This window comes from Streptomyces sp. NPDC025721 (assembly GCF_055558595.1).
Genome location: NZ_JBVHMF010000034.1, coordinates 13,764 through 31,257 on the forward strand (window position 1 = coordinate 13,764; position 17,494 = coordinate 31,257).

The following is a 17,494-nucleotide window of genomic DNA, read 5'->3' on the forward strand; positions in this document are numbered from 1 at the left end:
GTTCACGCAACGAGTCACTGAGGAGGACCAGTTGGTCACCACGGATGTCGTCATCGTCGGAGGCGGCCCGAACGGGCTGATGCTGGCATGCGAGTTGGCCCTGGCCGGGGTACGGCCGACCGTGCTGGAGAGCCTGTCGGCGCCGAGCGAGGAGCCCAAGGCGAACGGACTGGTCGGCCAGGTCGTACGGCTGGTCGACCGGCGGGGGCTGTACGAGGACCTGAGCGGGACGCCGGGGCCGCCGCGCCCGAACTCCGCCTCCTTCATGTTCGCCGCCCTGCCGCTGGACCTGAGCCTGCTCCCGGACAGCCCGGTGTACGGCATCGCGGCGCCGCAGCGGCACATCGTCGAGGTCCTGGAGAAGCGGGCCGGTGAACTCGGCGCGGAGATCCGGCGCGGCCACCGGGTGACCGCCCTGGCGCAGGAATCACAGGACCCGCACGACCCACACGACCCGCACGAGGCGTCGGACCCTGACGCGGGCGCACCGGGCGACGCCGTCACCGTGGACGTCACGGGACCGGACGGCGCGTACCGGCTGCGCGCCCGTTACGTCGTCGGCGCGGACGGCGCGCACAGCGTCACCCGCAAGCTGTCGGGCATCGGCTTCCCCGGCGTGAGTGACGACCGCAGGACCAACCGGTCGGCGCACGCGACCGTCCCCGCGCATTGGGTCGACCCCGCGACCGGCGCTCTGAATGTGCCCGGTTACGGCACCGTCCGGCCGTTCCTGCCGCTCCGTACCGAGCACGGCGGATTCTCGTACGCGCCCTTCCCCGGCCGCCCGGCGCTGATCAGCACCACGGAGTGGGACCAGCCGGAGACCGGGACGCCGATGAGCCTCGAAGAACTGGGCGCGAGCGTCCGGCGTGTGCTGGGCGCCGATCTGCCGCTGAGCCCGCCGACCGGCGAAGGGCCGTACGTCCTGCGGCGGTTGACCGGCGGCAACACGCGGGTGGCCGAGCGCTTCCGGGACCGGCGGGTGTTCCTCGTCGGCGACGCCGCCCACATCTACACGGCGGGCGGCGGCCCCGGCCTGAACCTCGGCCTCCAGGACGCGGTCAACCTCGGCTGGAAACTGGCCGCCGCGATCCACGGCACCGCGCCGGCCCACCTCCTCGACAGTTACGACGCCGAGCGGCGCGGGGCCGCCGACCGTATGGTCGTCTACGCCCAGGCGCAGGCCGCGTTGACCGCTCCCGGCGACGACGTCACGGCGCTGCGTCAGCTCTTCACCGAACTGCTCGCGCAGCCCGCGACCGTCCAGCACCTCGCCGACCTCACGGCGGGCACCGACGTCCGCTACGACATGGGCGGTCCCGAACCGCACGCGCTGGTGGGGCGGTTCGCGCCCGACCTGGACCTCGCCGCCCCGGACGGCACGGTCTCGGTGGCCGAACTGGCCAGATCGGCGCGGCCGTTGCTGCTCGACCTGACCGACGACGCGTCGGCCGCGGCGGCGCTCGGCCCGTGGAGCGACCGCGTCAGCGTCGTCACGGCGCACGCGCCGTCCCGGTCACAGCAGCCGCCGTCGCGGCCGGACGACGCTGCCGCCCCGACGGCCCTGCTGATCCGTCCCGACTCCTACGTGGCCTGGGCGTCGTCCGACCCGCGTCCCGGCGCGGCGGCCCTGGACGCGCTCCGGTCGGCCGCGCGACACTGGTTCGGCGCCGGGGAAGCGGGCGGGGAGCAGGCCCGGGGCCGGGCCGGGCGTCCGGCCTGGGATCAGGCCGGGAATCGGACCGGGGGCGCCGTCTAGCAGGCCAGCATCTTCTGGATGGCCTGGCGGCTCACGCCCAGCTCGCGGGCGATGTCGGACTGCGAAACGCCCTGTCCGATGAGCTCCTGCATCAGGTCGCGCCGCTCGACGGCGAACTGTCGGGCCAGGCGGGTGTGGTGGATGGCCTGGGCGCGCACTTCCTTGATGCGGGCGAAGGTCGGCTCGTGCATCGAGAGGTCTTTCCTGTCTGCCATGCCCTCCAGAGTGACAACAAGGGGTTGTCATGTCAACCCCTCGTTGTCAAAGGTGGCTCTCACTCGTTCGGGGGACGCTCGGCGTAGCCTGAAGTGGTGCCATGCCGAGCCGAGCCGAGAAGGAGCCGCGATGTTCAACTTCATGGATGAGCTCTTCGCGCCCGGCCGCAAGCACACCGAGGACGAGCGCAACCGCCTCGAGCTGTCCCGCGACGACGAGGGCAGCAGCGACCCGGCGCGCGGGGCGATAGACCTCGACTCCGGCTCGGTGGTCATCCGTCCGGCCCACGCCGATGCCCACGTCACCGAGGCGGCCCCGTCGGAGTCCGCCCCCGCCGGGGAACCGGCCGTGGACGCGGACGAGGAGTGAGGCGCGGGCACGCCTCATCCGCAGCTCCCGAGCGATGCGCGCGCCACGGCGGGTCTACGGGTGGTCGGCGCAGCAGGGAGTCGGGTTCGGCACCTCGAAGGGGGCCAGCGTGCCACCGGGCGCGGGGGTCAGGTCCAGCACGAGCCGTCCGTCGCGCCACCGCGGGCGTACGTGGTCGCGGGTCCGCACCGGGATGTGCGGATCGGGCCCGTCGCCGTCCGTCGCGGGCGGCGCGCCGACCAGGACGACCTGGTCGATCGCGGTACGTGCGAGCAGGTCCGCGAGCGTGACGGTGCCGGTCAGGGCGTCGGCGCCCGGATAGAGCACCGCCCGGCCGCCGCTCCCGCGGGCGTGTTCCGCCGCCGCCGCGGTCGCGGAGCGCGCCTCCTCGGCCGGGCCGTGCGTAGCAGGGCCGAGTGCGGCGCCCGCACCGTCGAGTCCAGCGCTGGCGAGTGCCGCACCGTCGAGCCCCGCCCCGCCCGGCCCCGCCGCGTCTTCGGGCGAGAGCCGGGCCAGCAGCCGGTCCCATGCCGCCGTCGCGGCCTCGGCGTCGGGCAGCGCGAAGGAGACGGCCGTACGCGGGCGGGCGGTGGCGCGTACGAGGTGGGTGCAGGCGACGGTGGCGGCCGGGAGGTCGAGCACGTCGGCGAGGTGCCGGATGAGGTGGTCGGCCTCGCGCAGATTCACCGACCCGGCGGCCACACCGATGACGGTGTGGCCGCCGGGTCCTTCGTGCGGGGTCGTCATGCGGGCAGGACCCACATCGGGTTGGAGTAGAACCACAGGTCCTTCCAGGGGTCGGCGTCGCCGATCACGTCCATGGCGGGGCCGACCGGGTCGACGGAGGCGCCGTTGACGCCGACGGCGGTGCGGTTGCCGTCGGTGCCGCGCAGGCGGACGTACACCGGCTTGTCGACCCGGCCCAGGGAGTAGGTCAGCCGGACCGTTCCGGTCGACTTGTCGACCTCGAAGGACTTCACGACCTTGGTGTTCGGCGCGGCGAGGGTGTCCTTGTCCCGCGCGGTGCCGGTCACCTGGCCCTGGATGACGTCGACGCGGGCGAGCTTGGGGACGAACTGGGACCAGTTCGGGCCGCCCGCCAGGGCGACGGTGACGACCAGGTCGACCTTGCTGCCGCGGCGCACGTGCAGGACGCCGCCGAGGGTGACCGACCGGCTGCCGTCGCCGAGCCGCGCGTCGAGGCCGCTGATCAGGCCGCCGTGGTCGACCCAGACGCGTCCGGCGCGGATGCCGTCCATGACGGCCGCGTAGGAGAAGCCGGCGGAGCCGACGTGGGTGCGGCTGTACTGGCCGGGCCAGAAGTCGGTGTCGGTGAGGTTGAGCGCGCCGCCGTAGACCGGGTCGGCGTACTTGCCGTTGGCGTTGAAGTCGCCGTTCGGGCCGCGCACCGAATTGTCGGCGTAGACGTTGTGCGAGTCGGAGTTGGCGGTGATCCACCAGGGCTTGCCCTCGGCGAGGAGGCTGTCCCACAGGCCGCCGACGGTGGAGGTCATCCAGTCGAAGCCGCCCCAGGTGCGGTAGCTCTCCAGCGGGTAGCCCGGGAAGGAGTCGGCGCTGGGGCTGTTGTCGTAGATGCCGCGCCCGGACCCCGCGCCCTGCGGGGCGGGCAGGCCGCCCGCCTGGTGGCCGGGGGCGCCCTCCATGCCGACGGCGATCCCCGGCTGGGCGTCGCGCCAGGCGCGGATCTCGTGCGGGGAGTCGATGCCCTTGCGCGCCGGGTGGTTGGCCAGGAACAGCACGTCCTGGACCTTGCGCCGCCTGACCTGGTCGGCGAGGAAGTTCAGGCCGGAGATGGCCAGCGCCTCGTTGGCGGGCGTGCTGGCGCTCGCGCCCTTCACCGAACCGTCGAAGGAGTTCTCGAACTCCTTGAGGACCGCGACCTCGTTGCGGCCGGGGTGGACGAAGACGGTGCCGTGCTCGGCGGCCGGGATGTTCCACTCAAGGCCCTGGAAGACCAGGGTGTCGGAGACCTTCGCGCGGGCCGCGACGATGTCCGGATTGACCTTCTCCACACCGATCTTGGCGTGCTGCTCGCTGCCGTGGTCGGTGATGACCATCCAGTCGAGGCCGTGCGCGTTGGCCTGCCGTACGTGGTCGATCACGCGGTACTTGGCGTCGCTGCTGTACTGGGTGTGGATGTGGTGGTCACCCGCCAGCCACAGCAGGCCGCCGGGGTGCGAACCGCCGTGGCCCGCATGACCGCCGGAGGCGTGCGCCGCCGCCTGGCCCGCTCCGGCCAGGACGCTCCCGGCCGCGAGTCCCGCGCCCAGCAGGCCCGTTCGGCGCAGCATGGAGCGCCGCGAGAGCTGACTGGGCGTCAACTCCTCGTCCGGTACCGAGGTGTCGAGGGCGGGAGGCAGCGAACCGCCGTCGGTGTGACCGCCGTGCGCGTGATCGTGGGGCCCGTGCTGGTGACCGTGGCTGTGGCCGTGGCTCATATTCAGCTCCCGCTGACGACAGGATGTACGCGTAGGACGCGGCGAGTCTGGGCAGCGCGGGTGAACGGTGGGAGGCACCGTGGGGTGGCAAAGGCGAAGTAAAGCGTAAGCAAAGGCCCACGGCATGCGCGTCGCGTGGAACTGGCGGCGGCCCGCCGGGACATGACCGAATTCACCCTCGCGCTGGACGACAGCCGCACCTACCTCTACCCCAAGCGCGCCAACGTCGTCCGCCACCAGGGCAAGGCGCTCGCCCGCAGCCTCCGCCGGATCAGCGCCCGCCTCCGCCGGGGCGGCTGCGCGCGTCTGCGGGCGCACCCCCGGCTGGGGCGGTACGTCAGCGTCCACGAACGCGACGTGCTCGACGACGGCGGTGTCCTCGCCGTCCGCCGGGGCGTCCTCGAACTGACCCGCGCCCTGACGACGTTGCGCAGCCGCGAGCCGTTCTACGTCCGGGTCCGGGACCGCGAGATGTCGAGCACCAGGTCCCGGATGAGCGCGTACGGCGCTTCGCTCGGCACCCTGCTCGACACGGTGGTCCTCGACCTCACCGCCGCGGACCTGTCCGGCCTGAACGCGCACGCCGTCTCCGGGCTGCGCGCCCTCTGGTCCCCGAGTACGGTCTGGTCCCCGGCCGCCGCCAAGAAGGCGCGCGCGACCTCCCGCGAGATCGGCCCCGGCGTCTTCCTGCTCTGACACGGGCCCGTCGCCGCTCCGGAGCGGTGGGCGCGGCGCCTTCCGGGCGCGGTGTTCACCAGCCCGTCGCGGCGACCACCTCGCGGGCGATGTCCACGACGCTCCTGCCGTCCGTGGCGATCCGTACCGTGTCCTGAGGCGCGTGTTCCGCCAGGTGCCGCGCCATGACGTCGCTCCGGCTGATGTGCGGGGCGAGTTGGGAGCCGGTCTCGCGCCGGGCGAGCCGGGTGCGGGCCGTCGCGTCGTCGGCGGTGAGCAGCACCCGGACGACGCGCGGCGGCCCGCCGCCCAGGGCCCGGACGAACATGTCGTGCTCCAGCACGCTCACCGTGTTGGTGTAGATCAGCCTGCGGTGCCCCAGCGCCGCGAAATTCGCCCACACCGCGGCCAGATTCCGCTCGGTGATCGCGGAGCGGCGCGGATCGTCCGGCGGCGCCGGGTGCACCTGCCCCATGAGGTCGCCCTCGATCACGCAGTGCGCGACCTCCGCCTCCCGCAGCAGCTCCGAAACCTCCCAGGCCACCGTGGACTTGCCCACGCCCGAACGCCCCCCGATGAGCAGCACCTCATACGTCGTCACGCCGGGAGCCTCCCAGAGGCCGACCCCGTCGGGCCACGCGTTTTCCCCGGCCAGGGCGCGTACGGGCTTACGCGCGAGCCGACCGGCCGCGCTCTGACCGGCGCGGCACCGGGAGCCGCCGGGACCCGGAAGGGCGACGTCCGCGCCGCGCGCCGCCCTGTCCTACGTCAGGGGCGCGGCGCCGCGCCGCGCTTCCAGCGGTGCCCCGTGGGGGCGGTCTGCGTCTATCCGGGGAGCGACTAACCGCCCCTGACGGGGCATCACCCGCACCGCCCTGAGGATGCCCTGCGGTCGGGAACGGCGCGCGCCACCACCGGTCTCGGCGCCGCGCGGGCGACCCCCCTTTTTTCCAACGTTGACCGCCGCCCGTATGGACACCCGCCAGGCACTGTGCTGTCATGCCACCGACATCGTTTGCAACGATGGAAGAAGTGCGGGGAGGTGCCCGTGGGACGCGGGTGCCGCCTCTGTCCAGCATTCCGCCAGGTCGGACCTCAGGAGCCCACGCGGTACGGGGAGGCGGGCTCCGACAACGCTGTCAGCGGCCGACGGAGCCTCACGACGGGTCGACAAGGGGCCCGCTTCAGGACGGAGTTGTGCGTGAGAAGAAGACGAGCGTGGCGCACGATGCGGTACATGCGGCGGCGGGCAGCGGTGGTCGCCGTGACCGCCTGCGTGGCGGGGATGACGGTGGCCGGGGCGGGCCAGGCGTCCGCGGTACCGGGACACGGGGCGGGCCACCACGCCGTCCCCTCGGTGACCTCGGGCGGCGCCCGCTTCCAGGTGCTGTCGCCGACGTTGATCCGTACCGAGTACGCGCAGGACGGGAAGTTCACCGACGCCGCGACGTACAACGCGATCGGCCGCGGCGACTTCGCGCCTGCCGCGTACACGACGAGCACGTCCAACGGCTGGCTGACGGTCGCGACGAGTGCGATGACGCTGCGGTACCAGGTGGGCTCCGGGCCCTTCAGCGCGCGGAATCTGTCGGTGAGACTGACAGCCGGATCCTCGGCGGTCACCGCGGCGCCGTGGCAGCAGATGACGTGCGCGGTCGGCGCGCTGTGCGAGGCGGAGAGCCTGCCGTACAGCGGGGTCGGCGTCGCCACGGACCACACCGGGTACACCGGCTCCGGCTTCCTGGCCGGCTTCCAGGGGACGGGCAGTTCGCTGTCGGCCGACGTCGAGGTCACGACGGCGGGCACGTACCAATTCGACGCGCGGTACGCCAACTCCGCGGCGGGCGACGGCCAGAACACCACACGCACGCTCACCTTGACGGTCGACGGCGGCGCGGCGCGGACCCTGAGCCTTCCGGTGACCGGCAGTTGGGACACCTGGAGTCTGGCGACCGCCGCGGTGCAGCTCGGCGCGGGCCGTCACACCGTCACGCTGTCCAGGGCCGCCGGGAACTCCGGCAATGTGAACATCGACAGCGTCGCGCTGGTGAACTCGGGGAGCGCGTTCCCCCCGGCCTCGGCGACGGCGATCGCGGACTGTGCCTTCGGCGCGAGTTGCGAGGCCGAGGCGGACCGGATCGCGGGTTCCGCGAAGGTGGCCACCGACCACGGCGGCTACTCGGGCAGCGGCTTCCTCGGGGAGCTGAACCAGGGGTCGAGCGTGACGACCCATGTCGTCGGGGTCCCGTCGGACGGGACGTACGCGGTCCAGGTGCGCTACGCCAACTCCACGGGCGGCGACGGGCTGAACCAGACCCGTACGGCCACGGTGTCGTCCGGCGGTACGAGTCAGACGCTCTCGCTGCCGGTGACCGGCAACTGGGACACCTGGCAGACCGCCTCGGTGCCCGTGGCGCTCAAGGCGGGCGCCGACGACATCACCGTCGGCTGCCCGAACGCGGCGAGTTGCCACATCAACCTCGACACGCTGTCGGTGACCGCGTCCGGCGCGGCGGCCCCGCAGCCGCACCTCGCGCTCGGCGGATACCGGCGCAGCCTCGACGGGCTCAACGGCGACAACGGCAATCCGACGACCACGCCCGGCCTGATGTACAAGGACGGCTGGTATCTGCTGGACGACACGACGTCCGCGCTGTACGACACCGCCGCCAAGAAGGTCACGCAGCGCCCCTCGCACAACGGGACGCCGTACCAGGACGGTTATCTCTTCGGGTACGGCCACGCCTACAAGCAGGCACTGTCGGACCTGGCGACGCTGACCGGCCCGGCGCAACTGCTGCCGCAGTGGGCGTACGGCGTCTGGTACTCGGAGTACATCGACAGGACCGCCGCCGACTACGAGAACACGATCCTGCCCGCCTTCCGGTCCGAAGGCGTCCCGCTGGACGTCCTGGTGACCGACACGGACTTCAAGTCGCCCAACCCGTGGAGCGGTTGGGAGATGAACACCGCCAAATTCCCCGACCCGAAGGGCTTCTTCGACTGGTCGGCGGCGCAGGGGCTGCACAACACGCTCAACACCCACCCGAGCATCCTGGCCTCGGACCCGCAGTTCGCACAGGCCCAGGCGACCGCCAAGGGCAAGCTGGTCAAGGGCGGTTGCGCGGCGGGGGCGAGCGCGGGAGGCGACTGCTACGTCTTCGACTTCGGCGACCCCGACCAGCTCAAGGCGTACATGGACCTGCACAAGACGATGGACCAGCAGGGCAACGACTTCTGGTGGTTCGACTGGTGCTGCGACAACTCCCAGTCCTCGCTCGCCGGAGTGACGCCCGACGCGTGGATCAACCAGGCGTACGCGGCGGAATCCGCTCCGGCGATCGGCCGCGGCTTCGTCATCTCCCGCGCCTACGGCTCGCTCCAGGCCGGCGGGTACAGCGGCCAGCAGGGGCTGCCCACCGGACCGTGGGCCGACAAGCGCACCACCGTGCACTTCACCGGTGACACGTCCTCGACCTGGGGAACGCTGCGGTCCGAAGTCGGTTACACACCGGGCGAGTCGGTCGCGACCGGCATGTCCGCGGTCAGCCACGACATCGGCGGTCACAACGACACGACGGGACTGACCGGCTCCGAGACGTACACCGACGGCGGCGGCACCCACACCACGCACAAGCTGCCGGACGACCTGTACGCCCGGTGGGTGCAGCTCGGCACCTTCCAGCCCGTCGACCGGCTGCACAGCAACCACAGCGACCGGCTGCCGTGGCAGTACGGCACCGCGGCCCGGCAGTCGGCGGACACATTCCTCAACCTCCGCGAGAACCTGGTGCCTTACACGTACAGCCTCGCGCAGCAGGCGGCCACCACGGGCGTCCCCGTGGTCCGCGCCACGTACCTCGAATACCCGGACGAGCCGCAGGCGTACGCCACCGCGGGCAGTGAGTACTTCTACGGCTCCGACATGCTGGTCGCTCCCGTCACCACCCCGGGGACGACGGCCACGACGTCGGTGTGGTTCCCGCCCGGCCAGTGGACGGACTACTTCACCGGGCAGACCTACACCGGCGGCACCACGCGGAACATCACCACGGGGCTCGACCGGATGCCGGTGTTCGTGAAGGCGGGCGGCGTCATCCCGACCCGTACGGACGATGTCACCGCCAACGACAAGGCGCCGCTGACCAAGGTCACGCTGACCGTGGCCGCGGGCGCCTCCGGCTCGACCTCGCTCTACGAGGACAACGGCACCACCGGGGGTCCCGGTCGCAGCGCCACCACGACGGTCCGGTACCGCGAGAGCGGCGGTCGGCACACCGTCACCGTCAGCCCGGCCGCCGGGTCCTTCCCCGGCCAGGTCAGGACCCGGCAGTGGACGGTGACGCTGCTCGGCGTCGCCGCGCCGAGCCACGTCACGGCGGCCGGCAAGGGATTGTCGCCCGACGCGTACCACTACGACAGCGCGACCCGCTCCCTCACCGTCACGCTGCCCGCGCGCAGCGTGCACGCACCGGTCACCCTCAGCTACCGCTGACCGACCGGCCCCGTACGGGCCCGCGCGTACCCCCGCGCGGGCCCGTACCCATGATGCGGCTAGGGCGCGCCACCGCACAGCTCCGCGAAGCGCGCGGTGTCGATGTTGCCGCCGGACAGGATCAGGCCGACGCGGGGCGGTAGGGGGGTGACGCGGGCGGAGAGCAGGGCTGCCAGGGGCGTGGCGCCACTGGGTTCGAGGACGATCTTCAGGCGTTCGAAGGCGAAGCGCATCGCGTCGCGGATCGCGTCCTCGGTGACCAGGACGATGTCGTCCACCAGCCGCCGGTTGATGGAGAAGGTCAACTCGCCGGGGACGGAGGCCGCTTGCCCGTCGGCGATCGTGCGCGGGACGGGGATGGCGACACGCTCGCCCGCCTCCAGCGAGCGCTTGGTGTCGTCGCCCGCCGCCGGTTCGACGCCGATCATCCGGATGGCGCTGTCCAGCCCCTTGACGGCGGTCGCGCTTCCCGCGAGGAGTCCCCCGCCGCCGACCGGCACCACGAGGGCGTCCAACGGCCCTGCCTCGTCGAGGAGTTCCAGGGCTGCGGTGCCCTGTCCCGCGATGACGTGCGGGTGGTCGTACGGCGGGATCAGGGTGAGGCCGCGGTCGGCGGCCAGCGCCTCGCCGATGGCGACCCGGTCGCCCGTATACCGGTCGTAGGTGACGACCTCCGCGCCGTAGCCCTCGGTGGCCTCCCGCTTGGAGCGCGGGGTGTCCTCCGGCATCACGATCACCGCGGTGCTGCCCAGCTCCCGCGCGGAGAGCGCGACGGCCTGCGCGTGGTTGCCGGAGGAGTACGCGGCGATGCCCTTGGCCAACTGCTCGGGCGTGAGCCGGGACGCGGCGTTGTACGCGCCGCGGAATTTGAACGCGCCGACGCGCTGGAAGTTCTCGCACTTGAGATGGACCTCGGCGCCGACGAGGTCGTCCAGGGTGCGCGAGCGCAGGACGGGCGTACGGTGCGCGACGCCGTCGATGCGGGCGGCGGCGTCGCGGACGTCGGCCAGCGTGACCGGCGCGGCGGCGGTCGGGGGGCGGTGGGTTGAGGTCACCACCGCACCCTACGCCGTGCTCCTCGGGCGCCTCGCGGGTGGCCGGACCTCGGACGTTGCGGTCCCGCGGCCTGCGCGGCGGCGGTGCACGGGCCGGGGGCGCGCCCGGAGTGGGTGATTCCGGCAAGGCGTTCATGTGCGCTTCGTCGCGCGTTGGCTGGGGCTGTCATCTCGGTCCGTAGCGTCGGCTTCTGCCGGCCGGACCTGCCCCGTCGACCCCTCGGGGACCCCTCACAGGTTCCGTGCTGCCCCACGGCGACGACCGATGAACCGAACATTAGCGCAGACGAATGAGAGACGCCCATGTGCAGTCCGCAGCACCAGCCCGAGGGATCCCTGCCCGGCGCGAGCCGCCGATCGTTGCTCGTCGGAGCCGGACTCGCCGGAGCCGCGGTGGCCGGTCTGTCGGCCGCGGGACCCGCGTCGGCCAGTACGCCGGGGACGGCCGGAACCGCCGGGCTTCCGGGGTTCGGCGGGCCGTGGCGGCCCGACACCGACGACCAGCGCTTCACCGTCGTGGTGATGCCGGACACGCAGTACATGTTCGACGGTGACGCCCTGTACCCGGCGCCGGTCGAGGCGGCCTTCCGCTATCTGCTGGCGAACGGCAAGGACGAGAACATCGTCTTCATGGCCCACCTGGGCGACCTCACCCAGAACGGCAAGGCGGGCGAATTCGCCTCCATCAGCAAGGCGTTCAAGATCCTGGACGACCACCAGGTGCCGTACAGCGTCCTGGCGGGCAACCACGACATCCCCGGCAAGGACGACCAGCGGGGGAACACGCCGTACCTCGACCACTTCGGACCGCAGCGGTTCCGCAAGGCGCGCTCCTTCGGCGGCGCGAGCCCCGACGGCTACAACACCTTCCACACCTTCCGGGCCGCGGGCCGGGAGTGGCTGGTGCTGGCCCTCGACTGGCGGCCGTCGGCCGCGGGCGTCGCGTGGGCGAAGAAGGTCATCGCCGCGCACCCGAAGTCCCCGGTCATCCTCACCACGCACGAGATCGTCGGCGCCGACACGTACGGCGACGAAGCCGAACTGTCCGACTTCGGGCAGCAGTTGTGGGCCGACCTGATCGACGGCAACGACCAGATCTTCCTCACGCTCAACGGCCACTTCTGGCCGCCCGCCCGCACGGTGAAGAAGAACGCCGCCGGGCACGACACGCACCTGCACATCACCAACTACCAGGACCGGTACTACGGCGGCGCCGCGATGATCCGGCTCTACCGCTTCGACCTGGCGCGCGACACCATCGACGTCGAGACGATCTCCCCGTGGATCCTCGGCAAGGCCGCCGACAGCCTCAACGAGCTGGAGCGGCAGGAGATCGAACTGACGGGACCGCAGGACCGGTTCTCGCTCGACATCGACTTCGAGCAGCGCTTCTCGGGCTTCGCCCCGGCCACCCCGCGGCCCGCACGGCCCGTCAACCGGATGCTCGTCCCCGGCACCCTGGCGTACTGGCGGTTCGACGGCTCGCACGGCACCGACCGGATCGTCGACCTGTCGGGGCGCGGCAACGACCTCACCAAGGTCGCGCTGCCCGGCGCCACGGACGCGGCGCTGACCTGGTCGGCCGACCACCACCCGGACCAGCCCGGCCACGCCAGCCTCTACTTCGGCGGGGACAGGGACAGCGGCGGCCCGCACGGCGCCTACCTCCAGACCGTGGACAGGGCGCCGCTGAACGCGGCCACCTTCCGCTCGGCGTACACCTTCGAGGCGTTCTTCAAGCTGCCCGCCGACTGGGACGGCAACCGCAACGGCTGGTCGGCGCTGCTGAGCCGCTGGGGCACCAGCGGCCAGGCGGGCAAGACGGGTTACTCCGAGACCGAGCCGATCGTCACCCTCAGCCTGTCCGGCGGCGCCGAACTCCAGTGGAACGTCTACCCGTTGAACCTCACGACGTCGACCACCAACTGGGGCCACTACCTGCCGATCAACGTCTGGTGGCACGTCGCCGTCGTCAACAACGGGCGGCAGACCACGATGTACGTCGACGGCTGTCCGGTCGTCCGCAATCCGTCCACCCGCAACAACGGCCTGACCTCGCTCAATCTGCCGTGGATGATCGGCGGTCACGCGGACGGCGGCAAGCCGGACCAGGTCATGCGCGGCTGGATCGGTGACGTCCGGATCGCCGAACGGGCGCTGGCCCCGCGCGAGTTCATGAACGCCTGACGGACACAGCCACCGGGGGGCGGGTCCCGACCCGACCGCACCCGTCCCCCGGCCCCGTCCCCCGGCCCCGGACCTCACTCTCGATCGGACCCGGACCGGGACCCCACCGCCCGAGCAGCCGTTAGCCTCGGGCGGTGAAACGCATCCTCGTCGCAGGCATCACCGGAGCGGGCAAGACCACCATGGCGCGGGCCCTCGCCGAGCGGCTCCGCCTGCCCTTCCACGAGATGGACGCCCTGCGGTTCTCGGGCCCCGACTGGGCCACCGACCCGGAGTTCGAGCGGAAGGTCGCCGACCTCGCGGCCGGCCCCGAGTGGATCGTCGACTCCTTCGGCTACCCGGAGGTACGGGACCTGCTGTGGACACGCGCGGACACCGTGGTCTGGCTCGACTACCCGCGAGCGGTGATCATGCCGCGCGTCCTGCGCCGGTCGCTGAGCAGGACGCTGCGCCGGGAGCGGGTCTTCGGCGGCAATGTGGAGACCGTGTCGGGCTGGTTCAGCGGCGAACACCCGGCGTGGTGGGCCTGGTCCCAGCACGCCGCCCGGCGCGCGGACATCGGCGGGCGCGGCCAGGACCCCCGCTTCGCGCACCTCCAGGTGCTCCGTTTCCCCTCGCCGCGTCGGGCCCGGGCGTGGCTGCGCACCGTGCGCCCGTGACGCGGTGACCTGGCGGGCTCGTCGGCCCGATGGCCGCGTGCCGAACCCGGTACCCCCGCGACCGACGTCTGGGCCGGGTTCCGGATCGCGCCCCGCGCCTCCCCCGGCCGCCCGTCCCTCGCACCCCGCAGCCCGCGCGCACCGCGCCTCCCACCGGCCACAGTCCGCCCGGTCACCGGCCGCGGTCCGTCCGCTTTGCCGTCTCCCCAGACCTTGACGGCCGCGTCCACGACCGCAAAGAATGGCCCGGCAGCCTATGACAACGTTGTCTAAACGCAAGAGGAGATCTGCCGTGACCCACGACCCCGCCGGACTGGGCAGACGGCGCTTCGCCCAGCTCGCCGCGCTCACCTCCCTGGCCGTCGCCACGCCGCTGTCGATCGGCGCCGCCTCCGCGGACGCCGCGCCCGCGGGCCGGCCCGGCGGCGCAGGGCACGGTCCTGGCCACGCTCCCGACGACGATGTCGCCGCCGCCTACTACCAGGCGCTGCTGACCCACACCCGCTGGGCCGAGACCCAGTGGGACGCTTCGAAGGGCTACTACACGGGGACCGACTACAACTTCGTGGTCGTCCTCGGCAACGCGGTGCTGCTGACCCGCGGTACGTACGACGCCACGAGCGCGGGCATCGACAAGGAGACGCTGCGGGCGCACACGCTGGCGACGGTCAAGCACTTCGCCGCGTCCAACCGCCTGACGGGCGGCACCGAGTGGGGCCGCACCCTCTTCTTCGACACGACCTTCCAGCTCTACTTCGTGCTCGCGGCGCACCTGCTCTGGGACCAGTTGGACGCGGTGACGCGAGGTCACGTCGACACGATCGTGCGCGAACAGGCCGCGTACACCACGGCGTTGGGCACCGCCAACGACCCTGCGTCCGGCAGTTGGACGCCGAACGGGCTCAAGGGCGGCTTCGTCGGGGACACCAAGCTGGAGGAGATGGGCGTCTACGCCCAGTCCCTGGCGCCGGGTCTGGCCTGGGCCAGCGACGATCCGCGGTATGCCGACTGGAGCGCCGCGTACGGCCGTTGGAGCCGGAACGAGACGGGGCTCCCGGCCGCCGACCTGGCCAACCCGACCGTGGTGGACGGCGTCGCGGTCAGCGCGAACACCGCGACGAATCTGTACGACTCCTTCATCGTGGAGAACCACGGCTCCTTCGGACCGCACTACCAGCAGGAGTTGTGGCGCACCTCGGGCCGTAACGCCGTGCACTTCATCACCGCGGGCCGTCCGCTGCCGCAGGTGCTCACCGAGCAGCCGAACGCCAAGCAGTTGTGGCGCACGCTGCTGATGGTGATGAGCGACGCGGGCGAGCCGCTGATGCCGATGGTCGCCGACCGCGAGCACCTCTACGGCCGTGACGTGATCCCGCTGGCGTTCCTCGCGCAGGTCGCCGGGGACCGTACGGCGGCGTGGGGCGAGGCCGCGATGGCGGCGCGGCTGGCGCCGTACCAGGCGTACGCGCCGCTGTACCGGCTGGCGAAGTTCTCCGGTGAGCCGAAGTACGAGCCCGAGGCGCGCGCCGAGGTGGCGATCAGCTATCTGCTGCACGAGTGGCGGGCGGCGCACGGCGGGATCGTCAAGCCGCTGTCGGACGCGGAGATGTTCGCGCGGGCCTCCGGCGTCAAGGACTTCGGCACCGGCCCCGGCCTGGTCGCGCAGCAGACCCCGGCGGCCTGGGCGGCGGCGGTCAGCAAGCCGGGATTTGTGAAGTTCGGCTGGCAACCCGCCCACGACGACTGGCTGTTCGCGCTCAGCGGCACGACGCCGATGTTCCTGCCCGCGACGGCGGCGAAGGTGCTCAAGCGGTCGGTGACGACGTACCGGGAGGTGCGCGACGGCTTCGACGCGACCGCGACCGTGCTGACCCTGGACTCGGGCACCGCGGGCTTCACCACTCTGCCGTCCGGCGCGGTGGTCTACGCGACCAGCGGTACGGCGTCGGGCGAGGGCTCGCTGCGGGTGCAGAATCTGACGATGCCCGGTGTCGCGGGGCTCGTCGGCAGCCGTACGTACACCGCGGCCGAGGGCAGCGCGAAGGTCGCCTCGCAGGACAGCGGCAACGCCGGTGTCGGTCCCGGGCCGCGGGTGGACGAGCTGACCGTGCCCAGCGGTTCGTGGCGGTACGTGCGCATGCAGGGCGTCGCGGGCCACACCACGTACGGCTACTCGCTGTACGCCTTCGAGGTCCGTGACGGCGCGAGCGGTCCGGATCTGGCCCAGGGCAGGACGGCCACCGCGTCGTCCGCCGACTCCGGCAAGGGCGCGGCGCTGGCCGTGGACGGCAATGCGACGACCCGGTGGGCGGTCGCGGTCTCGGACCGCGGGCGCGCGGACAGTTGGCTGACCGTGGACCTCGGCGCCGCCAGTGCCTTCGACCGTGTGACGCTGCGCTGGGAGACGGCGGCGGCGCGCGCGTACCGCGTACAGGGCTCGGCGGACGGGAAGACCTGGACCGATCTGATCCGCTTCCCGAGCGCGGACCTGTCCAGCCGCGGCGGCTGGCTGTCGGTGGACGGCCGGGCGGGGCTGGTGGTGCGCGGCGCCGCCAACCCGCTGTCGGTGTACGGCGATCTGGTGGTGCTCTCCGACGGTCCCGCCGAGCCGTTGCTGGTGGAGGGGCTGCCGTCGGGCGACCCGCGCGCGGTGAAGGCCGCCGCCGCGCGGCCCGCGCCCCGGGCGCGCGACGCGGCGGTCAAGGCCAGTACGGCGGGCGGGCACTTGAGCCTGTTCAACCTCTCCGCCGGCTCCGTCGCCACCACGGTGTCGGTGCCGCAGAGCCGGTCCCGTCTCACGCTGTACGCGGGAACGCAGCACGTCACCGCGGACGGCACGGACGTCGCGGCCGAGTTGACGGCCGCGAGCGCGGCGGTCGTCCCGGCCCGCTTCACCCTGACGTCGCGTGCGGGCGGTTCGGTGCCCATCGGTCTGCGGGTGGAGGTCGTGGACGCCGCGACCGTACGGGTGAGCGGTCCGCGCGCCCGTCTGCTGGTCACGGCGCCGTCGGGCGCCCGCGCCCAGGTCGATGTCCAGCCGGGCAGGACCGCGCAGGTCACCGTGCGCGGCGCGAAGCCGTACCCCCTGGAGGACGTGGCGGTCGGCTGCGACACCTTCCCGACCGGTCCGCTGCCCGCGGGCATGTCGGATCCGGCCGCGGCCGTGGACGGCGACCCGGCGACGTCCTGGCGGCCCGGCTCCGCGCGCGGCCGCATGGTGGTCGATCTCGGCGCGGCGGTCGATGTGCGGGAGATCCGTACCGCCTGGACCGGCGGCCATGTGCCGTCCGCCGCCATCGAGTTCAGCGCGGACGGGCTGACGTACACCTCGGCGGGCGAGCTGCGGCGGCGCGGCCGTGCGGCGACGCTCGCGGCGCGTACGACGGCACGCTATGTGGCGCTCGCCGTGTCCGGCGGTCGCGACACGGACGCGCGGCTGGTGAGCCTGGAGGTCGTCCCGGCCTGACCACGGCCGGACAAGAGCCCCGGGGGGGGGGGGGGGGGGGGGGGGGGGGGGGGGGGGGGGGGGGGAGGAGGGGGGGGGGGGGGGGGGCAGGGCGGCCCCCCGGACGCGATGGGTGGGGGGGTGGGGGGTTGCTTCGGTGCGTGCAGCTCGCCCT

Annotated in this window: 12 protein-coding genes; 7 read left to right on the forward strand and 5 right to left on the reverse strand. The window is 72.8% G+C overall.

Annotated elements, in window-relative coordinates:
* The first annotated feature begins 79 nt into the window (after window positions 1–79).
* Complete coding sequence (locus tag ACZ4EF_RS32785; RefSeq protein WP_467507820.1) at window positions 80–1,759, forward strand: FAD-dependent monooxygenase; 1,680 nt, start codon at window positions 80–82, stop codon at window positions 1,757–1,759.
* On the opposite strand, the gene ACZ4EF_RS32790 is transcribed toward ACZ4EF_RS32785, so the two are convergent.
* Window positions 1,756–1,974 (reverse strand): HTH domain-containing protein, encoded by a 219-nt coding sequence (locus ACZ4EF_RS32790; protein ID WP_355345627.1) that lies wholly within the window; start codon window positions 1,972–1,974, stop codon window positions 1,756–1,758. The two genes, ACZ4EF_RS32785 and ACZ4EF_RS32790, sit on opposite strands and share 4 nt — an antisense overlap.
* Before the next feature lie 130 nt (window positions 1,975–2,104).
* Here ACZ4EF_RS32790 and ACZ4EF_RS32795 point away from each other — a divergent pair, with 130 nt between their 5' ends.
* Window positions 2,105–2,344: a DUF6191 domain-containing protein gene (locus ACZ4EF_RS32795; RefSeq protein ID WP_401722387.1), complete on the forward strand. Its 240-nt coding sequence runs from the start codon at window positions 2,105–2,107 to the stop codon at window positions 2,342–2,344.
* A 54-nt stretch (window positions 2,345–2,398) separates the two neighbouring features.
* Here the strand turns inward: ACZ4EF_RS32795 and ACZ4EF_RS32800 are convergent, their stop codons facing one another.
* Complete coding sequence (locus ACZ4EF_RS32800) at window positions 2,399–3,091, reverse strand: hypothetical protein (RefSeq protein WP_467507767.1); 693 nt, start codon at window positions 3,089–3,091, stop codon at window positions 2,399–2,401.
* Window positions 3,088–4,803 carry a PHP domain-containing protein gene (locus ACZ4EF_RS32805; RefSeq protein ID WP_467507768.1) on the reverse strand — a complete coding sequence of 572 codons (1,716 nt, stop codon included), beginning with the start codon at window positions 4,801–4,803 and terminating at the stop codon, window positions 3,088–3,090. Before ACZ4EF_RS32805 ends, ACZ4EF_RS32800 begins: the two co-directional genes overlap by 4 nt.
* Before the next feature lie 162 nt (window positions 4,804–4,965).
* Between ACZ4EF_RS32805 and ACZ4EF_RS32810 the strand changes: the two genes are divergently transcribed.
* The gene (locus ACZ4EF_RS32810) at window positions 4,966–5,499 is read left to right on the forward strand and encodes a hypothetical protein (RefSeq protein ID WP_467507770.1); all 534 of its coding nucleotides are present in this window, start codon (window positions 4,966–4,968) and stop codon (window positions 5,497–5,499) included.
* A gap of 55 nt (window positions 5,500–5,554) precedes the next feature.
* Here the strand turns inward: ACZ4EF_RS32810 and ACZ4EF_RS32815 are convergent, their stop codons facing one another.
* Window positions 5,555–6,079 carry a P-loop nucleotide/nucleoside kinase family protein gene (locus ACZ4EF_RS32815; protein WP_401310930.1) on the reverse strand — a complete coding sequence of 175 codons (525 nt, stop codon included), beginning with the start codon at window positions 6,077–6,079 and terminating at the stop codon, window positions 5,555–5,557.
* A 636-nt stretch (window positions 6,080–6,715) separates the two neighbouring features.
* Between ACZ4EF_RS32815 and ACZ4EF_RS32820 the strand changes: the two genes are divergently transcribed.
* Window positions 6,716–9,973, forward strand: coding sequence for a TIM-barrel domain-containing protein (locus ACZ4EF_RS32820; protein WP_467507773.1), 3,258 nt, complete (start codon window positions 6,716–6,718; stop codon window positions 9,971–9,973).
* Window positions 9,974–10,032: 59 nt separating this feature from the next.
* Here ACZ4EF_RS32820 and ACZ4EF_RS32825 read toward each other — a convergent pair whose 3' ends face one another.
* Window positions 10,033–11,028: a pyridoxal-phosphate dependent enzyme gene (locus tag ACZ4EF_RS32825; RefSeq protein ID WP_391045409.1), complete on the reverse strand. Its 996-nt coding sequence runs from the start codon at window positions 11,026–11,028 to the stop codon at window positions 10,033–10,035.
* A gap of 303 nt (window positions 11,029–11,331) precedes the next feature.
* Here ACZ4EF_RS32825 and ACZ4EF_RS32830 point away from each other — a divergent pair, with 303 nt between their 5' ends.
* The 3 genes from ACZ4EF_RS32830 to ACZ4EF_RS32840 all read left to right on the forward strand — a co-directional run bounded on the left by ACZ4EF_RS32830 (window position 11,332) and on the right by ACZ4EF_RS32840 (window position 17,340).
* Complete coding sequence (locus tag ACZ4EF_RS32830; protein ID WP_391045411.1) at window positions 11,332–13,215, forward strand: LamG-like jellyroll fold domain-containing protein; 1,884 nt, start codon at window positions 11,332–11,334, stop codon at window positions 13,213–13,215.
* A 134-nt stretch (window positions 13,216–13,349) separates the two neighbouring features.
* Window positions 13,350–13,874 (forward strand): AAA family ATPase, encoded by a 525-nt coding sequence (locus ACZ4EF_RS32835; RefSeq protein WP_391045414.1) that lies wholly within the window; start codon window positions 13,350–13,352, stop codon window positions 13,872–13,874.
* 256 nt (window positions 13,875–14,130) lie between these two features.
* A complete protein-coding gene (locus ACZ4EF_RS32840) occupies window positions 14,131–17,340 on the forward strand; it encodes a discoidin domain-containing protein (RefSeq protein ID WP_467507775.1) in 3,210 nt (1,069 codons plus the stop codon).
* The last annotated feature ends 154 nt before the right edge of the window (window positions 17,341–17,494 follow it).

What these genes read in the sequence shown, in the direction of transcription:
- ACZ4EF_RS32785 (WP_467507820.1), top strand. Translation starts at nt 80, where the DNA reads ATGCTGGCATGCGAGTTGGCCCTGGCCGGGGTACGGCCGACCGTGCTG.
- ACZ4EF_RS32790 (WP_355345627.1), bottom strand. Translation starts at nt 1,974, where the DNA reads ATGGCAGACAGGAAAGACCTCTCGATGCACGAGCCGACCTTCGCCCGC.
- ACZ4EF_RS32795 (WP_401722387.1), top strand. Translation starts at nt 2,105, where the DNA reads ATGTTCAACTTCATGGATGAGCTCTTCGCGCCCGGCCGCAAGCACACC.
- ACZ4EF_RS32800 (WP_467507767.1), bottom strand. Translation starts at nt 3,091, where the DNA reads ATGACGACCCCGCACGAAGGACCCGGCGGCCACACCGTCATCGGTGTG.
- ACZ4EF_RS32805 (WP_467507768.1), bottom strand. Translation starts at nt 4,803, where the DNA reads ATGAGCCACGGCCACAGCCACGGTCACCAGCACGGGCCCCACGATCAC.
- ACZ4EF_RS32810 (WP_467507770.1), top strand. Translation starts at nt 4,966, where the DNA reads ATGACCGAATTCACCCTCGCGCTGGACGACAGCCGCACCTACCTCTAC.
- ACZ4EF_RS32820 (WP_467507773.1), top strand. Translation starts at nt 6,716, where the DNA reads ATGCGGCGGCGGGCAGCGGTGGTCGCCGTGACCGCCTGCGTGGCGGGG.
- ACZ4EF_RS32830 (WP_391045411.1), top strand. Translation starts at nt 11,332, where the DNA reads ATGTGCAGTCCGCAGCACCAGCCCGAGGGATCCCTGCCCGGCGCGAGC.
- ACZ4EF_RS32840 (WP_467507775.1), top strand. Translation starts at nt 14,131, where the DNA reads ATGACAACGTTGTCTAAACGCAAGAGGAGATCTGCCGTGACCCACGAC.